Source organism: Streptomyces sp. NPDC002896 (genome assembly GCF_040295225.1).
Taxonomy (GTDB): domain Bacteria; phylum Actinomycetota; class Actinomycetes; order Streptomycetales; family Streptomycetaceae; genus Streptomyces.
Window position 1 is genome coordinate 131,683 of record NZ_JBEOVA010000019.1, and the last position, 18,630, is coordinate 150,312.

Genomic DNA, 18,630 nt, shown 5'->3' on the forward strand with positions numbered 1-18,630 from the left:
TGGTCCGAAGAGTGCAAAGAAGGCGAACCAGGGCAGCGTCCCGGCAGCCACAATCATGATGCCCGGCGTCCCGGGAGGCTCAGGTGCGAGCGCGAGCCGCCCGGCGAGGGGCGAGTACGCGGGGGCGCCTTCGCGCCGCTGCTCGCGCGGTATCCGGCCCTCGCTGACGATGCGGGGCACGGAGTGCACCCAGTCGCCCCCGCAGCGCGGGCACAGCGGTGTCCTGGGCCCCCGTTGACGGGCAGACGGATCCGGGCTCATCCTCCACCTCCTGCGGGGGCGTAACTGGACCTTCCCGGCCTTCAGGGCTCCTCGCCCTGCTTCCATCTGGGCGGTTCTGGAGGGGAACTGCCCGGTGAGGGCTTGTCGGAATCTGGACTTTGAAGCATGCGGGAGATAGGTACGGCGAACGCCGTAGGCGGGTGTTCGCGTGCGACCTCGTGTCGAAACGATGCCCTTGCCGTTCAGGCGAGGCGTACGGGGCTTGATGTAGGTGTGGGCCTTGAACGGAAGGCGCTCAAGCACGTAGTCCGGGAACTGGATGGCGGTCTTCTGGTTGAGCTGCGGATAGATCCGCAGGACGCGCAGGCGGGTGCAGTCGTCGATCGCGGTGAACTGGTAGTACCTGTTGGGCCCACCGCGTCTGCCCTGGGAGGCGCAGGCGAGGGGTTCGATGAACTGCACGTCGTTCTCGGGGGTGGCGCGGGCGCGCGGTACGAGCCGTGCTGCGGCCTCGGTGATCGCCAGATCCGCCTCGGGAAGCAGGCTCGTGTACGTGTCGACCGTGGTGGTGATCGAGGAGTGGCCGAGCATCTCCTGAATGTCCTTGCGGTCGGCTTTGGCTGATGCGGGTCGCCCGAAGCCCGAGTACAAGGGCTACTACGGGCAGCTGATCCTGGTGGCGACCATCTCGCGGAGATGAGCCGCGCTCATGGACGTCCGCCGCGCCCCGCGCGGCGCCGTGCGGGCAGCGGACGAGGAGTGTGCCGTCAACGGGGCAATGAATCACTGAACAGGAGGAGACCCCTTCCACGTACCCGCCGAGGCCGTGTACGAGAGGCGTGGGTGCACCCCACTTCTGGTCGCTGCCTAATACGCGCAGCTCTGCGCCGAAGCTGCTCCGAGACGGGTGGGTGCCCACACGCACCCGCTCCCGGGCTCGGCGGGTGCTCGTCCAGTTCCACCTCCGATACGCGCCCTAGAAGCAGGCGCCAGCGAGGTCGCGGGCCTCGTCGGCCCAGGCGGCGAGACCGCGCAGGACGGCGGCCCGTTCGGCGAAGAAGCGGTGAGTGTCGGCGGCCCGGTCTCCGTAGACGGCTGTGGCACCGAAGGCATCTGCGGCCCGGGCGACCATGTCCGGGACGAGCCAGGCCCACTTTGCTGCAGTCAGTACCATGCCGAGCCGCACCAGGCGGGGCTCGATGCGACTGCCCGACTCGCGCAGCCCAGTCACGTATCCCTCGAACGCGGCGGCATCCAGCCTGGGAAAGTCGGCCGCCGGGCGGAGCAGGTCCAGGGCGAGGTTGCCCATGTCGCCCTGGAGGGGGCGTATCCGGCCATGGACCAGTCGATCGCGGTGACGGCTGCGGAGGTGCCGGGGCGCTCCGGAGCGCCGAAGAGGTTGTTGGACCACGCGTCGTTGTGACAGACGGTGTGCGGCAGCGCCTCCCACCAGCCGACGAACTTCTCGCGCTCGGCGTGCGCGCGGCGGGCGTAGTCGCGGATCGTCGCGTCGAGGTGTTCGGCGACCAGCGGGTGCCGCCAGGCGTCGTCGTCCTCTAGCAGCGTCCAGTCCACCCGCCCCGCCCACCCGTCGAGATGCGCGCGCAAAGACCCGGTGCCCCACAGCGGCCCATTCCGGTGCCCGGCGCCCAGGCCGGCCTGCGCCAGCCCGAAACGGCGAGCCGCCGCCCGGTGCTGCGCAGGTGTCCAGCGCCGGGCCGGCGTCGCGGCGACGTCCTCCAGCCACAGCGCGACGCTGCGCTCGCTCCGGTCGACTCGAGCCAGCAGCTCCGGCAGCCGGATCCCGGCGTTCACGTACGGGGCAGGCAGTCCCGCGGCGTAGATCTCAGGCTCACGCCGCCAGCCGTCGTCCATGTCGTGGCCGGGCCGGAGCAGCTTCAGCACCGCACGCCGGCCGTTGGCGGCCGTGACGCGCCAGACCCCCTCCGTGACCCCCGTCATGCGCCCGTGCCCCAGTCGCACCGACTCCCGCACCGATGCCCCCAGCACGCGCTCCGCCTCGGCCGCCGACTCCACGTCCAAGTCCTCCGAACAGTCCACTTGGGCCACCACGGGGTTTCCGACCAGCGCCCTCTCGGACGCGCGGGCGTCCACCGTGAGGTGGCTCGTCCGGCGCTCCGCGCGGAGCACGGCGCGGGCCGCCGCGAGGACGTCCGCATCCCCCTCCACCCCGGAGCCCGTCAGGGCGTGGACCAGCCGGGTCCGCCATACGTTGGGGTCGGTCTCGCAGGCGTCCAGTACCCGTACGCCGTAGCCACCGCACACGCCGCTGCCGCCGTCTCCGCCGTGGACGCCGCCCCTACCAAATCGCAGGTGGACGACCTCCTTCAGCCCGACGTAGAGATCGTGGACGGTTCCGCGTGCAGTGCCCTTAAGTCCCGCCGCCGCTCCTGCGGCCAACGCGGTAGCCACCAAATCCGCTTCGGCCACTTGGGCCCCTTCGGTTGTGCGGGTTGTGCGATGTCGTGTCCGTCACCCTGGCCGGAGGTGCTGCAATGCTGATGAAATTGCGATCATGTACGGAAGTGGGGGCTAGGAGTGGGTGGGAGATCTCCCCAGCGGCTTCGGATCGAGGTGCTCGGACCGTTGCGGGCCTGGCGGGACGGCACATTCCTGGATCTGGGGCCGGTCAAACGGCAGGCCGTGCTGGCCGCGTTGCTGCTTCGTCAGGGGGCTGTGACGAGCCATGAGCAACTACTCGACGGGGTGTGGGGGTCGGAGCCACCCGCATCCGGAACCAAGGTGCTGGCCAGTCACGTCAACCCGCTGCGCAGGACGCTCGACGCGAAAGGCATCCGGCATACCGAGTCGGTGATCCGCAGCGGCAAGGGCTGGTACCGGTTCGTCGTCGACAGCGTCCGGCTCGATGTGGCGGACCTGGTCGAGCGGGGCGATGAGGCGCTGCGCACAAGGGCGTCCGGCGACCTGGCCACCGCGACGGACCAGTTGTCCGCGGCGCTCGGACTGTTCCAGGGCGAGCCCTTGGCCAACCTGCCGGGACCGTTCGCGCAGGCCGAGCGGGAACGGCTGCTGGAGCGCCGGCGAACGCTCCGGCTAGCCCGGCTCGAATGCCTGGTTCTGCTCGGCCGGTTCACCGATGCCCTGGACGACCTCGCCTCGCCGTCCACGTCCGATCGCTACGACGAGTCCCTGCTGGCATTGCGCATGCGGGCTCTGTACGGCTGCGAGCGCCAGGCCGAAGCGCTCAACGCCTACCAGGAGATGCGCATACGCCTGCGTGACGAGCTCGGCGTCGATCCCGGTGAGGAGCTCCGCCGGGTGCATGAGGCGGTGCTGCGCCAGAACGACGCCCACCTCCTCGTTCCGGCGACATCTCCCACACAGACGCTCTTCTCCAAGCTCGTCCTCCGCAACGATCCAGCAGCTGTCACGCCGGCCGAACTGCCTCACGATGCCGCGGGATTCGCCGGCCGCACCGGCGAACTCGCCCAACTGCACGCGTTGCTTCCGTCGGAGCAGGGCCAGGAGTCCGCGAACACCGTGGTCATCTCCGCCATCGGCGGCGCCGCCGGTATCGGCAAGACCGCCCTGGCGGTGCACTGGGCGCACCAGGTGCGCGCTCGCTTCCCCGACGGTCAGCTGTATGTGAACCTGCACGGATTCGACCACGACCGGCCGCCGCTCGAGCCCGGCGAAGCCCTTGAACTACTGCTGCGGGGCCTGGGACTCGCGGCGTCGGAGATCCCCGCCAATGACGAGGCTCAGGCCCGCGCGTACCGGACACTGCTGTCCGGCCGACGCCTGCTGCTCCTGCTGGACAACGCGGCTTCGGCGGAGCAAGTCCGTCCGCTGCTCCCGGGCAGCTCGTCCTGCTGCGTCATCGTCACCAGTCGTAACCGGCTCGGCGATCTCGTCGCCCGCGACGGTGCGCACACCCTGCCGCTGGACCTCCTCCTGCCGGACGAGGCCCGCGCGCTGCTGAGCGAGGCACTCGGCGCAGACCGGCTCTCCGCCGAACCGCTCGCGGTCGACGAACTGATCCGGCTGTGCGGCAGCCTTCCGCTGGCGCTGCGCGTGGCTGCCGCCAGGCTGGCCGGCGATCCGGGCCTACGCCTGGCCGACCTGGTCGCCGAGATGTCCGAGGGCAACCGGCTGGAGGCGCTGGAACCCGATGGCAACGAGAACTCCCCTTTGCGGGCGGCCTTTTCCGTGTCGTACCGGGTGCTGGTGCCTGCGGCGCGTCGGCTGTTCCGGTTGCTCGGCCTGTTTCCGGGGCCGGAGTTCAGCGCCGAGATCGCGGCGGCCCTCCTAGGTGCGCCGCTTTCGCAGGCCCGACGTCTGCTCGGTGCGCTGGCCGCTGCCCACCTGATCGAACCGGTGACGGTGGGCCGTTACCGGTTCCACGATCTGCTTCGCGAGTACGCCCAGGAGTGTGCGCAGGCGGAGGAGACGGCGGCAGATCGTGACGCCGCACTGGAACGCGTCCTGATCTGGTACCTGCACGCCACTCGCTCCGCCGCGGGCACGTGGCTCTTCCCGGAGCTACCCGGCGCCCTCGACCCCGGTGAGCAACCGGGCATGCCATCCGCTGCCAGAGCCGGACAGTGGCTGGAGGCGGAGCGGGCGAATCTGCTCGCGGTCATCAACCATGCGGACCGCCACGGTCCCCGCCTCGTTGCCAGGCATCTGATCTCCGCACTGTTCGGCCACTTCTGGCTTCATCTGCCGCGGGCGACGTGGCAGGCCATCGCACAGACGGCGCTGGCAGCGGCCGTGGACGAAGGCGACCTGCCCGGCCAGGCAGCCATGCACACCAACCTCGGAGTGATCCATTGGGACTGGGGACAGGTCAGGGAGGCGACGGAACACCACACACGTGTACTGGACATCAGCCGGGAGCTCGGTTGGCCGATGGGGGAGGCTGCGGCTCTCGGCGTCGGAGGCTGCGTGGAATGGAGTATGGCGCGCCTCGGCAGTGCGTACGAGCGCCTCACCGTCGGCGTGCGGATCACCCGAGAAACCGGAAACCGACACCTCGAGACATTCGGGCTGCTCGGTCTCGGTCTGACCTGCCGGGATCTGGGCCGGCTGCGAGAGGCTGCGGATCACCTCGAACTGGTCATCAGCCACAATGCGCAGACGGGCTGGTGGGACGACAGCCTGGCCCTGCAGATTCTGGGCGGGGTCTACTGGGAGCTCGGCCGTCTGGCCGATGGCCTTGACGTCCTCGGTCCCAAGGTGGCCGCTGACGACAGGGGCGGATACCGCAACGGCCGCGCGATGATGCTCGACGCCATCGCCAAGATCAATATCGAGCTCGGCCGTCACGACGACGCGCTGACGCAAGCCGAGCGCGCCTTCGCCATGGTCAAGGCCCCGGGACGGCTGTGGATTCAGTCCGGCATCCTCAACACGGTCGCCGCCGCCCACCGACATCTGGCCCACTTCGACCGATCCCTTCAGGCTGACACACAAGCCCTCACCCTGGCCCGGGAGGCGAGATTCAGACGAGCTGAGGCAGACAGCATCCTGGGGCTGTCCCGCACGCACCAGTGGTTCGGCCGCCACGAAGACGCCCGCCGCCATGCCGAGGATGCGCTGCGCCTGGCACGCGAGTACGGCTTCCGAGTGGTGGAGGGGCAGGCCCTGACCGTCCTGTGCGGCACAGCGGAGTCCGAGTCGGCGCATGCCACAGCCGTCACCCTGGGCCGTGAGGCACTGGCTGTACACCGTGAGACCGGCCACCGACTCGGCGAAGCCCACACCCTCGTGGCACTCGCCCGCGCCCTCCGGAAGACCGACGGCGCTTCGGCCGAACTCATGAGGCAGAAGGCGTTGGACATCTTCTCGGACGTGGGCGTGCCGGCGGACGGGCACAAAGACCTCGACTGGTGACGTTCGCGTCAAGGCCCTCGAGGGGCACCTCGTGATCCTTGGTCGCAACGGACACTCAGCCACAGCGGCACAAGCAGCCGTGCATCCAGCACTCGTACGTCCTCCCCGCCTGCCGGCCAGCCGCCGCCGTAGGCTCGCGGGGCCCGGCGTAGAGCTCCTGGACAGCTCCGCGCGCCGTGTCCGAGATCCCCACCGACTGCCCCGCCGCAAGGGCCGCGGCCACCGACTCGCCCTCGGTCATCCCATGCTTCCTTCAGGGCGTGCTTCGCCGGTGTGCTGGATCTCGCGGATCAACCGGTACGACTCGCCCGCGAGCCAGATGCGGTCCTCGTCGTCCACGTGGCAGCCGAAGCGTTCCGGAAGACCGCGCAGATATGCGACGGCGGGGCCGGTGAAGCGGACCCTGCCGTTGCCGAGGTGGGTGATGCCTTCGGGCACGTCGAGCGCGGCGAGCCAGGTGGCGTGGTGGCGGTGCACCTCGGCGGTGTACGTGGCGTTGGAGCCTGCTCCCTTTTCCAGGGCGAACAGGACGTCCCCGTAGCGGGCGTGGTCGAGGACGGCGCGTACGGCCTCATCGATGCTCGACAGGCAGGCGTCCACTTGGTCGCTGGCGAAGACGCGGCCCGGGCGGGCCCGGGCGTACGCGAACCACGTGCCCGCACGGGACGGGATGACGTAGCCGACCGGATAGCCGCCGGGGAGCCCGTCGTCCACGCATACGTACACGATCTCCGCGGCATCGCTCCGCTCCCGCATGAGGAAGAGCTTCCGCTGTTTCAGCAAACTCGTGAGAGACCGATCGATGACCGCCATGTTCATGTTCCTTCCTCGGGAGGGGCGGCGGCCGTTTCCCAGGTCGAGGGCCGCCGCACGTGCAAACCATTACGGAAGGCGCTGCAATGCGAATGAAATTCTGATGATGTGCGCAGCGGAGGCTTCGGGGTGGGCGCGTGATCTCGTCGACGGTTACGGCTCGCGGTGCTCGGGCCGATGGGCGCCTGGCGTGACGGTAAGCAGCTGGGCTCGGGCCTGTCCGGCAACAGGCCGTGCTGGGCCCCTCATGGACGGCTGGTGGCGGGCTCGGCGCCGACCCGAGCGGGAGTCTCAGCGCGGAATACGAGGCATCAGATCGTCGTACCCGCCGCTGGCCCAGACCTCCTGCTGGAACCGGGCGGGCGACATGACGTCTGCTCCCTCGTCGCGGCGCCAGACCACATCGCAGCGATAGCAGTACCAGGCGTCTCTCCAGAGGGGATACGCGCGGGCTGCGCCTGCGTCGATCTGTGCACGGATCCGTCGTCTCTGCAGGCCGACCAGCACAAGCACGAGTACATCGGCGCCTGCCAACACCAGCCAGATGAGTGGTCCGAAGAGTGCGAAGAAGGTGAACCAGGGGAGCGTCCCGGCAGCCACAATCATGATGCCCGGTGTCCCGGGAGGCTCAGGTGCGAGCGCGAGCCGACCGGCGAGCGGGGAGTACGCGGGGCTGCCTTCTTGCCGCTGCTCGCGCGGTATCCGGCCTTCATTGACGATGCGGGGCACGGAGTGTACCCAGTCGCCCCCGCAGCGCGAGCACAGCGGTGTCCTGGGCCGCCGTTGACGGGCAGACGGATCCGGGCCCATCCTCCACCTCCCTGCATCGGCGCAACTGGATCTTCCCGGCTTTCAGGGCTCCTCGCCCTGCTTCCATCTGGGCGGTTCTGGAGGGGAACTGCCCGGTGAGGGCTTGTCGGAACCTGGACTTTGAAGCATGCGCGAGGCAGGTACGGCGAACGCCGTAGGCGGGTGTTCACCCGAACCGGGCGCACGGAGATCTGGAGTGTCCGCATGCATCGGACAGCGCTGACCCAGCCGCCGGGCGACGCCGACGTGGTACAGGCGGAGCTTGAGCCGCTGCGGTACGAGGAAGCTGCTGAGGGATACCGCTGGGAGCTGGAGCTGTCCTGAGACGTGGGAGCGCCGTGCGCAGTGCGACCCGAGCTGCTGGCTTTCGAGGTAAGCGTCCCTGCAACGCCGTTGGGGCAAGTTCGGCGACGACCTGTTCGGCACGTTCCGTGATGTCTGTTGGGCCTCCCAGGCGCGGAGCTCCTCGGCGGCGAGCAGCCGGGCGAGGCAGGCGCCGCGCCGAGTCGAGGAGAGCATTGCTGCGCGACAGCGAAGTTCCTGTGGCGATCCTGATCCGTCTGACGAGGGCGGAGTGCCGGCTGGCGCACGTTGAAGGTTGACATGGTGGGCGGTACCGGCCCGCGCGTTGTCGCGAACGCGCCCCTGGTTGACTTGTCCCGCACGGACTGCCGATGGCGACCTCCAGCCGGGCGGTCCGCGCACCGACAGACCGATGGTTTGGGCGCACCGAAGAGGGAAGTGGACGTGGAGCAATTCGCTCCGGGCAAGGTTCTGCGCAGCAGGTACCGGCTGGACCGGATTCTGGGCAAAGGGGCGATGGGGCACGTCTGGCAGGGGACGGACGTGTATCTGGAGCGTCCTGTCGCGGTGAAGACCGTCGCCGCGGATCTTCTTGCTCTTCCCGACTGGCGGCGCACCGCCCTCGCGCGGTTCGAGAGGGAGGCCAAGGCTGCCGCTCGTCTGGACCACGCCAACATCACCACCGTGTACGACGCGGCAGTAACCGAGGACGTCTGCTGTCTGGTGATGCAGCTCGTCGACGGCACGACTCTCGATAACGTCATCGACGGCGCCGACGACGGGCGCCTACCCGTGTCCGCTGCGGTCTCCGCGGCCGCGCAACTGTGCTCAGGGCTGTCGGCCGCGCACGCGGCCGGCCTCGTCCACCGCGACCTGAAGCCGCAGAACATCATGGTCCGCACTGACGGCCTGGTGAAGATCCTCGACTTCGGGCTGGTGAAGGTGCTCTCAGACACCGATCCACGACTCACCATGACGGGCGAAACGCTCGGCAACCTGGCCTATGCCTCGCCCGAAGTCCTGGCCGGCGATGAGGCATTGGACGGTCGCACCGACCTGTACGCAGTGGGATGCCTGCTGCACCACATGCTGACCGGCCATCGTCCCTTCGACAGCCAGGGCCCCGCCCAACTGGTGACTCAGCATCTCACCGCGTCTCCACCGCAGTTGGGCGACTACGGTGTCGATGCCCCAGCGGCGCTCCAGGACCTGCTGAACGCTCTGCTCGCCAAGCGCCCAGAGGACCGCCCCAGCAGTGCAGCCGAGGTGTACGCGACCCTCTCACCGCATCTGCCGGGCCCTGATCCAGCACTTGCGGTCCGCAGGATGCCGCCGGAGGATCCCCGGCGGCCGTTCCTCGTTCCTCAGGGGCCCATCATGCCGCGTTAGCCGAAGCGAACCGCGGCACAGATCCCGGGGTCGGTCATGTCGCAGCCGGCGGCCGTACCTTGATCAGTTCCTTGAGGAACGGACTCGGCTCCCCGTGCCAGAAGATGTCCAGGCTGTCCCGGGCGCGGGTGGCCGCTACGAAGAGCAGAGAACGAGCACGCTGCATCTCTGTCCGGTAGCGCGCCGGGTCCGTGGTGCGCCGCTGCTGGACTGCTGCGCGCGGCACCAGCCCGTCGCTCACCCCTGCGATGATCATGCGCTGGTACTCGAGACCTTTGAACCGGAACATCGTGCCGATGTGGACACCACTATCGCCGCGGGGCCCGTCCGGGCCGATCTCCAGCGCCCTGATGCCGTGCTCAGCCAACGTATAAGCGGCTTCGCTCGCCATCTGGTTGGTCGGCACGGCGATCGCGATCTGCTCGTGAGGGACCTCCCCCCAGGACTGGATCAGCGCAGCCATCGCCTCCCGCTCGTCCACCCAGTCATTCAGCTCGTGCAGATCGGGGACAGCGCCGCTGAGCACGGACCGGTACCCGGCCAGTGTCTCGGTGCTGCCGTCGAGGTCGTCGTACTTCTCCTCGCCGAGCACGTTCAGTGCGGAGTGCAGGATCTGCCGCGTGGTGCGGTAGCTCAGCGACAGCTTTGATGCCCGGCCGCGGATGTTGATGCCGAGGCTGCCGAGCGTCACCTGGTTCTTGTAGATGCGCTGGTGGGTGTCACCGACCAGGAAGAGGTCGTTGCGGTCCGGCGAGGTCATGGCACGCAGCATCTTCCAGTGTGCGGGCCGCAGATCCTGGGCTTCGTCGACCACGATGTGCCGGTACCGGTAGCGCAGCCAGCCGCCCGAACCGTCGGCCAGGTGGACGTTGTCGAGGCCGCCCGCATTCTCCCGCTGCTGGTCGATCGCCTGGATGCGCCGGGCGCGCTCCCCCTCCAACTGGGCCGCCCGCTCCGCGACCTGGTCCCACGTCTGCACCCCGAGCCGGTCCAGGCGCTGGGTGAATCGCTCAGCAAGCTGCCAGATTTCGGCGCGTTCGGCGCGGCTGACAGTGCGTCCGCGTCCGGCTCGGCGGGCCCTGAAGTAGTCGGTGCGGGAGGTGACGGCCTGTCCCAGGATCACCTGAGTCCATTCGTCGTGCAGGAACTCCGCGTCCCAGCCGTCCTCGCCCAGTTCGTCCAGGAGCGAGCGCCATTCACGGACCGCCTGCGCCTCGTCGACGATTCGCTTGCGGTTGCCGGGCTCCGCCTCGCGGACGGTCCGCAAGGCCAGTTGGTCGACGTGGCTGATCTCGACACGTGCCAGCAGTGCCTCGCCGCCGAGTGCGATCAGCCGGGAGCGCAGATCCGCCGCGAGGTTCTTGTTGTACGTGGTCAGCAGGACGGGCTTGTTGTGGCCGGTCGGGAGGTGCTCGACCAGGTGCTTTACCCGGTGCAGTGCCACGATCGTCTTGCCCGTGCCGGGCCCGCCGCCCACACGCGCGGGGCCGCTGTAGTCACGGGAGACGAGCTTGGCCTGGGTGGGGTGCAGGAACACCTTCCACCGGCCGAAGTCCTCGCCTTCCAGGGCCTCGCGCAGTGCCTCGTCGGTCGTGGTGACGATGGTGGCGGGACGCTCGACTGCAGCCTGGAAGTCCTCGGTGTCGACCGGCTCAGGGGCTGCAACAGGAGCCGTGACCTGGTCGAGGACGTCGTCGTACGCCTTGCCGTCGTACAGCGCGAGCAGCACCTCGCCGGTGAGCTGCGGTGCGTGCTCGACGAGGCCCAAGAGCTGGTCTTCGGTGGTCAGCGCGGCGATGACCGGGACCAGGGACGGGGCGACACCCAGATCGGTGAGCTGCTGCTCCGTCCACTGCGCGAAGAGGGGAGCAGGAGCGGTCGGTTCTGCAGGGCGGACGGGCTCTGCGGGTTCGGGCTGCGGGGTGAGCACCTCCTCCTGGACGACTTGGAGGTCCACGTACTCGATGCCGCCGGTGACGCGGTTGACCGAGTACGCGAGGCGGTCCAGGTGGGCGTACACGTCCTTGCGGTGCTTGACCGAGACGATCAGCCAGTCGTCGTCCGCGAGGCGCAGCAGCAGGGCACGGTACTCGTCGTTGACGCGCGCCGAGAACAGCTTGTCGTGCCCCTGGAGCTGTTTGAGGCGCAGTCCCGCGGAGTCGGGGTTGGTCTTGAACTTGTGCTGGAAGTCGTAGATCGCCCCCTTGACCGGGCGGGGGAGCTTCAGGATCTCCTTGTCCGCCTTGTCTAGCAGGCGCAGCGTTACGTTCTTGCTGGTCACGACTGTTCAGTCTCCCCGTCGTCCATGGCGGTGCCGTCTTGCAGGTCCCGACTTGTGCCGTCGTCGGATGGTTGTACGCCGTCGAGGCGGTCCGCGAGGTCCTCGGCGGTCCATGCGACGGCAGGGCGTACCTGCCAGCCGGCTGCTGCGAATGCACGGTCGCGGTCGGCTGACTCGGGATCCTCGTCGTCACCGTCGGCGGGGCGCGGAGCGAGGACGACGCCGACGCGGGCGTGGGGCCAGGCGAGTTCGGCCATCCAGCCGTGATCGTCGAGCTCGTACCCGTCCTCGGGCGGGGTGGCGCCGAGCGCGGCGAGGGCTTCGGCGAGTGCCCGCAGGCCGGGTTCGTCCGGGTCGAGATATTCGATGACCTGGTCCCAGGCGGAGTCGCGGGCCCCGGCGGGTTCCGGGGCCGAGGCGACCGGTGCGGGTGCCGGGACCGCCGTGGATGGCACGGAAGGCTCGGCGGCTTCCACCACCTCGGTGGCCGCGATGTCGAGCGTTATCCGTACGGACTCCAGTACTCCGCTGCCCCCGGCAACGGCCAGCGTCTCGGGCAGGAAGCCGTCGAGCAGGCCGGTCGTCAACTGTGCGCTGTCGCCGCCCCCGTGATCGAGGAACTGCAGCACGTTGGACCAGTACAGCCAGGCACGCCACCGCCGCTTGTGGGCTTCTTCCTGCGCGTGCACGCCGGGTGAGTCGTCAAGGAGGGTGATGCCCGTCCACGCCGGCGGCTTCGAGCGGCCGTCCGCAGTGAACACCAGCGGCAGCTTGGAGCCGTCCGTCGCCGTGAACACCTGCACCGGGCCGCGTGGCCCCTCGGGTGTCCGGCCGTGCAATGCCGCCGTGATTTGCTCGCCCACCGAGTCCACGGCCAGCGGAGCGGGCCGTGCCCCCGTGCCCATGAATCCGGCCAGGGCGGCCTCCGCGCGCCACTGCCAGCGGTCCGCGTGCGGATGGCGCAGGTATTCGATGAGCTGCTCGGCAGGATTGACCCATACCGTCTCGGCCAGCTCGCCGGGAAGCCCACGCCGCACGGTGTCGTAGTACTTGCGCGCCTTCGCCTTCCCGCTCTCCCCGTACGGTTCCCACACCGGGTCGACCGGGCCCGCACCTGCATACCCGGTGTCCTGTACCCGTCGCCGCCACTCCTTCACATCGGCGTACGTCAGCTGGAACACCCTGAGGCCCTCGGCGCGCAGCCGGGTCCGCTTGGCCGCATCGCCGGCGACCCGGTTGTGCTCGCGGCCTGCGTGGAACTCGTAGCCGTCCAGGTACAGCGCCACACGCGGCCCGGGTGCGTCGACCCGCTCGAACAGGACGTCCGGACGGGTGCCGTCGAGGACGCGCTGCTGCGAGACACGCCAGCTCAGCGTCTTGCCGTCGGCCGCTGTCAGGCGCAGATCCAGGGCGTGGGTGCCGGCAGGGGTGACGTATGCGTCGCCGCTTGCGCGGCTCTCCGACAGCTGGGCCCACTCGCGCAGCGTGTCTATGAACATGACCTCCAGATCGCTCTCGGCCTGGCGGTGCATCGGGATGTGCTGCGTGGTGGCCACCGGCGAGGTGCGCCAGCGCTCGCCGTCGGCGCCGAGGAGCTCGTCCAGCATCTGCCGGACCTCCTGGCGGCTCACCTTGTCGTAGTCGCCGGGCGGCACCCGGCGCAGCAGGCACCGGTGACAGCCGTCCAGGCCCTTCTCCAGGCAGCCGCACCCCTCGATGACCTCGCGCGCCTTCAACAGCACCTCGCGGAACCCGTCGGCGGTCGCGAGGCGGTGCAGATAGCCGGTGCCGCCAGGCAGCCGGTCGTACACCACGAGGAAGCGGCGCGGCCAGTCCCTGTCCTCGCCGTCCGGCATGGACGCCGCCGTGATGTCGATGTGGTCCGGGTCGCCGCCGTAGCGGGCCGCGATTCCCGCGAACAGCGCCGCGGTGAACGACGCGAGGCGCTCCTTGGCCCGCGCCACGGACGCCGGCAGAAGAATGCGGACGGCCTCCGTCGTCAGCTCGTGTGCCAGCAGCAACGGAACGTCCTGTCCGGCGCCCTGCTCCTCACTGCTGCCGCGCAGCCGCCTGCGGGGGCACCACAGCTGGTGGTGCGCGCTGGCCCGGGTGGAGCGGGCGAGGGACTCGCTGAGGGCGTCCTGTGTCTGGTCGACGACCGGCCGTCCGTCGGCTGTCGCGCCACCGCAACTGGTGCACACGTAGAACGGATTGAGGCGTACGTCGTCCCCGGCCAATGGCACCGTGCTGCTGCCGTCCTGCCGGTCGACACCCAGGTTCAGGGTACGGATGACCGCCTTGCGGGTGAAGTCGGCGCCGAAGACGGCGGTGTCGTGGCGCCAGGAGCCGGCGGCCAGGTGCGCCGGGTCGATGTCGACGGTGGTGAGGACGGCGTACCGCCTGCGATCCCGTTCGTCGCGGTCGTCGCGCACCCGGGCGTCGTCGCGCTTGTCGCGGGACATGACGCGCTTGGGCTCCAGCACGTACTGGACGCAGCCCGCGTCGGCGATCTCACGCGAGCCGCAGCGCGGGCACGGCGAGGTGTCGTTCCTGACGTCGCCCTGCGTCCTGACGTACCCGCAGGCGGGACACAGGCGCCACACGGCCCAGGCACGCCGTTCGGGGCTGCCGATGTCGAGGGCGCGGACGACGTGCCGGTAGCCGTTGACGTAGAAGCTGTTGCCGGGGGCGAGTTCGGTCAGGGCGAGCTTGCGGGAGCGCTCGTAGTCGCGGACCTCACTGTGGTACGTGGCCTCGCGGCGCCCGTCCGGCGACTCGTCGCGCGCCTTCTCGGACTCCGCGCCCTCGTCGGAGACCGCCTCGCGCCAGTAGAGCGTCGCTTCCAGAGAGGTGATGGTGTCGGTGAGGCTGTAGTTGGGCAGCAGACCCAGCTCGACGAGAGCGCCATGCGCGCTGGTCTGGCTGAGCTCGCGCAGCAGCTCGCCCGTGGCACGCCGTTCGGCCATCAGCTCCCGCCGCTCAGCGCCCTGTTCACGGTCATCGGCGAGCAGCCCGTCCATCGCGGTGTCGATTGCCGCGATCCGGCGGCGCAGCTCCTCGCGGCGTGCCGTCCACTCCTCCTCGGCCTCCTGGAGGGCGCGTGCGATGCCGCTGGTCGCGTAGGCGCGAAGCTCGTCGGCAGCGTGCCCTGAGACCCCCGTGTCGTCCTCGACGCCATTCGCTGCCGTCGGGAAAAGTGCGAGGAACTCCTCCACCAGATGCGCTCCGTGCGTGAGCGCCGCGTCGGACAGGTCCTGGCACCATCCCGTCGTGCCGAACAGGGCCGACGAGAGGCGAGGCACGGGCATCAGCACCTCGCCGTCGGCCGTGGTCAGCTCGCCGCGCGCCGCTCGGTCCAGGAGGTGCGCCGTGTACTGGCGGCGCAGGATCTCCACCGCCGACAGGTAGCAGCCCGGCGGCACGATGTCGCCGGCGATCATCTCGGTGGGATCGTCGAGGTAGTAGCGGTCGCGGGCGCGCCGTCCGCCGAAGGCCACGACGAGCGCGTTACCGGTCCGCCGCCCCGCGCGTCCGGCTCGCTGCACATAGTTCGCGGGACCGTTGGGCAGCGATCCCAGCAACACAGCCGACAAGTCGCCGATGTCGATGCCGAGTTCCAGAGTCGGCGTGCAGGACAGGACATTGGGGTCGGTGTAGTGGTCGCCCTGGCGGAACGTGCGCTCCACGCGCTCCCGCTCGGGGCGCGTCAGCATGCCGGTGTGCTCGGCCGTCACGACCCGGTAGGTGCCGCCCGTCAGATACAGACGCCGGTAGTAATCGCCGGTGTAGTCCCGCTCCAGTTTCCCGCCGAAGCCGCCGCTGCCCGCGCCCGTCGTCGACATGCCGTACTGAGGCGGCGTGAGGAAACCGGTGCAGCGGTAGCGTGGGCACGGATGTCCGTACCAGCGGGTTCGCCGCTCCGGCAGAACCACCTGCTGCCAGCCGCACTCCTCGCACGACACGAACGCCTTGTTGACGACGGCGTCCTCAAGGATCCGCACCTGGATGTGGCCCGGCTGCAGCCCGTACACGCGCGTCGTACGGTCCTTCGCGGTACGCACCGAGAGCACACCCTCGTCGGCGAGGACGGGAAGCAGCCTGCGCAGGTACTCGGTCGCTCCGGCCGCGTCGAGGCCCAGACAGCGGCGGGTCCAGTCCTGGTACCAGTTGCCGCGCCCGGTGACGGTGTCGAACTTGCTCTTCTCCTTCGCGCCGTCCAGCAGGAACCGGGGCGGCGCCACATACCCCTCGGGGAACGCCGGCATCCCCTCCGGGCGCCGCCCTGAGATGAGGTACTGATTGACGCCCGCTTCCTTGATCCACGTCTCCAGCCACCGGTGCCGGACGCCGCCGCGCATCCGCAGCCGCTCCAACAGGCCGCGCACATAGGCCATGTAGCGCTCGGGCGTCGGCAGCCCGCCTCCGAGACCGAGCTGCCCCGGCAGCGCGAGGTGGATGTCGCGGGCGAGCGCGACGACCTTGTCCGGCTCCTCGATCACCACCTCGGCTGCCGTCGTGCGCGTCAGCTCCAGAGTGCGGCCGAGCCGCGACCGCAGCCCGAACTCCATGACCGTCGCGAACGCGAGGCGCTCCCCGATGAGCTTCCACGTCCGGGCATCCCCAGTACCGCGCCCCGACAGCAGCCGGTCCACACCCGCCTCGTCGTGCAGGTCGGGCGGGACGACTGCGGCCAGGGCCTGCGGATCGTCGACGGAGTCCAGGACGTTGCCGATGAGGTCGTTGAGCGCGAGCGGCCCGCCGAAGTTCGCCAGCTCGTGCGCGAGCAGCGAGCGCAGCGAGAACTTGTACGAGGCGTTGGCGACGTAGCCCGCGCGGTGGGCGGCATCCTGGGTCGAGTCGTTGAAGAGCAGCGTCTTGCGCTCCTCCGGCGCCAGTGCGATCTCCTGACCGCCGGTGAACAGCTGCGTCACCGTCGCCGAGGCGAGCGCCGCGAGAGCCGTACCCAGGAACCGGATGCCGTTCTCGCTGTTGCACGCCGGGCACGTGTCGTCCTTGGCGGCCTTGTCGGCGGTCTTCTTGTCGAGGATGGCCCGCGCGAACCAGGCGTCCTGCAGTTCGTCAACGTCCTCGGCGACCGGCATACGGTAGGTGCCCTGCGCCCCGTCGAGCACTACCACGGTGTGCGGATCGATCCCGCCGGCCTGCTTCGGGACCGCGCCCGTCAGTGCCTCGAGAGCCTCGCGGACCTCGGCCGGGGTGGCCGAGATGAAGTACCGAAGACGCCGCTTGTCGCGCCCGACGCCAGCCTGCCAGATCTTGAGCGGGCTCATGTCCAGCTTCTGCGGATCGGCCTCCGGGGACAGCGCCGCCCATCCCGACCGGCCGCACGTACGGCAGTAGACCGCCGGCAGGTGCGTCTGCGCAGGACGGCGCGCGGTGTCGGAACCGGGCACCGCCTCGGGCCGCCGTGAGTCCGACAGCGGCCAGTCGCTGCTCTCGGACGACTCGTCGGCGGTGGGAGCAGCCAGCAGCGCCGTCTTGCGCGCGGCGGCCCGCTCGTCCTCGTACCACCGGAACTCGGGTCGCGACCCGACCCCGCTGAGCACCCGACCCACCGGCCGTACCCAGAGATGGGCCTCGATGTGCAGCAGCGGACGAGGCTTTCGTTCGTCGGACTCCGGATCGCGCGCCGAAGACAGCAGCGCCACGAACCGGGCCAGTGCCTCCAGGGCCAGTCGGGGAGTCTCCTTCGCGGTGCGCGCCCACGCGTACCCGAAGCGGGCCATACGGTCCCGCAGCCCCCACTCGTCGAGCGGCTCGCCGTTCAGCAGAGCGAGCACACCGTGCGTGAAGTCGTGCTTCTTCAGCAGCCGCCCGATCTGGAAGGCATCGAGGCCGCGCCGCCCCAGGAGCCGCGCCGCGAGCGAGTCCAGGTCCAGGCGGTCGGGATCCGACTCGACACGCGGCCCGCCCGAAACCTCGATGACCTCCTTGGGGCTCGGAGGCTCCGGCAGTTCGTAATCCACCTCTCCGATGAACTCGTCGGCGTTCTGCCGTTCCTCCCCGATCACCGAGTCCGGCCCGAACGGCACCCCGAAAACCTGCTCGGCGACGGTGAGGATGCCGCGCGCGTCGCCACCACCCTCACCGAGCGTCGCCGACGTCGCCACCGGGCAGATCGAGCCGAGCGGGCGCCCCGCCTGGGACGCACCCACCGCCGCGGCGAGCCGCCGCAGCAGCATCGCCACATCGGTGCCCTGAGCCCCGTCGTACGTGTGGAACTCGTCCAGCACCACGTACGCGACGTCGGCGCCCTCCCACAGCGACCGGTCCTCGGCCCGCTGCAGCAGCAGGTCGAGCATCTTGTAGTTGGTGATCAGCACGTCCGGAGGGGACTGCCGCATCTCCTCGCGTCGCGTCATCACGCGCCGGAAGTCGGTGTCCGGTTTGTCACCGATGTAGAGACCGGCGGTCACCTGCGCCAGCTCGGGCTGGGTGAGATAGTCGCCGATACGCCCGGCCTGGTCGGTGGCGAGGGCGTTCATCGGATACAGCAGCACGGCCTTCACGCCGCGCTTGCCCAGCGCCTTCTGCCGTCGGCAGTGGTCCAGGACGGGGATGAGGAACGACTCGGTCTTACCGGACCCGGTGCCAGTCGTCACGAGGGTCGGCTCGGCGGCCCCCTTGTACGTGCTCAGCCGCTCCCACGCCTTCGCCTGATGCCGCCACGGCGTGAACGACGGCTGCCACTCCAGCGCCGACTGCCACCCGTCGTCGGCGGTGTGGAACGGCGTCCTGATCCGCAAGTACGGCCCGCGGAAGATCCCGGTCTCCGGATCCCCGAGGAACCGCTCCAGCGCGAGCCGCGTGTCCTCGTCGGCCAGGGCGTACGTCGTCGTGAGGTACTGCGTCAGACTGCCGCGGAGCTGCGCGGCGGCCAGGGTGGGCTTCACGACGGGGCCTTTCGGGCGAGT

The 18,630-nt window shown here is 69.8% G+C and carries 8 protein-coding genes and 1 pseudogene; 2 read left to right on the forward strand and 7 right to left on the reverse strand.

What is annotated here, in order from left to right; translation table 11 throughout:
* Positions 1-456: 456 nt before the first annotated feature.
* The 3 genes and pseudogenes from ABT009_RS47510 to ABT009_RS30605 form a co-directional block, all read right to left on the reverse strand.
* Positions 457-687 (reverse strand): annotated as a pseudogene (locus tag ABT009_RS47510) (IS481 family transposase); the annotation flags it as partial.
* Between the two features lie 511 nt (positions 688-1,198).
* Positions 1,199-1,453 (reverse strand): hypothetical protein, encoded by a 255-nt coding sequence (locus ABT009_RS30600; RefSeq protein WP_351302053.1) that lies wholly within the window; start codon positions 1,451-1,453, stop codon positions 1,199-1,201.
* Complete coding sequence (locus ABT009_RS30605) at positions 1,450-2,673, reverse strand: aminoglycoside phosphotransferase/kinase family protein (protein ID WP_351302056.1); 1,224 nt, start codon at positions 2,671-2,673, stop codon at positions 1,450-1,452. The genes ABT009_RS30600 and ABT009_RS30605 overlap by 4 nt, the downstream gene beginning before the upstream one ends.
* Before the next feature lie 108 nt (positions 2,674-2,781).
* Here ABT009_RS30605 and ABT009_RS30610 point away from each other — a divergent pair, with 108 nt between their 5' ends.
* Entirely contained in the window at positions 2,782-6,099 is a 3,318-nt protein-coding gene (locus ABT009_RS30610; protein ID WP_351302059.1) for an AfsR/SARP family transcriptional regulator, read from the forward strand.
* 237 nt (positions 6,100-6,336) lie between these two features.
* Here ABT009_RS30610 and ABT009_RS30615 read toward each other — a convergent pair whose 3' ends face one another.
* Positions 6,337-6,912, reverse strand: a complete 576-nt coding sequence (locus ABT009_RS30615; RefSeq protein WP_351302062.1) for a hypothetical protein — start codon at positions 6,910-6,912, stop codon at positions 6,337-6,339.
* A 291-nt stretch (positions 6,913-7,203) separates the two neighbouring features.
* A complete protein-coding gene (locus ABT009_RS30620; protein ID WP_351302065.1) occupies positions 7,204-7,641 on the reverse strand; it encodes a hypothetical protein in 438 nt (145 codons plus the stop codon).
* A gap of 828 nt (positions 7,642-8,469) precedes the next feature.
* On the opposite strand from ABT009_RS30620, the gene ABT009_RS30625 reads away from it, so the two are divergent.
* The gene (locus tag ABT009_RS30625) at positions 8,470-9,414 is read left to right on the forward strand and encodes a serine/threonine-protein kinase (RefSeq protein WP_351302068.1); all 945 of its coding nucleotides are present in this window, start codon (positions 8,470-8,472) and stop codon (positions 9,412-9,414) included.
* A gap of 34 nt (positions 9,415-9,448) precedes the next feature.
* Here the strand turns inward: ABT009_RS30625 and ABT009_RS30630 are convergent, their stop codons facing one another.
* The gene (locus tag ABT009_RS30630; protein WP_351302071.1) at positions 9,449-11,695 is read right to left on the reverse strand and encodes a UvrD-helicase domain-containing protein; all 2,247 of its coding nucleotides are present in this window, start codon (positions 11,693-11,695) and stop codon (positions 9,449-9,451) included.
* Entirely contained in the window at positions 11,692-18,609 is a 6,918-nt protein-coding gene (locus tag ABT009_RS30635; protein WP_351302074.1) for a DEAD/DEAH box helicase family protein, read from the reverse strand. Before ABT009_RS30635 ends, ABT009_RS30630 begins: the two co-directional genes overlap by 4 nt.
* Positions 18,610-18,630: the final 21 nt, after the last annotated feature.

Coding starts and splice junctions, on each gene's coding strand:
- ABT009_RS30615 (WP_351302062.1), bottom strand. CDS start 6,912: ATGGCGGTCATCGATCGGTCTCTCACGAGTTTGCTGAAACAGCGGAAG.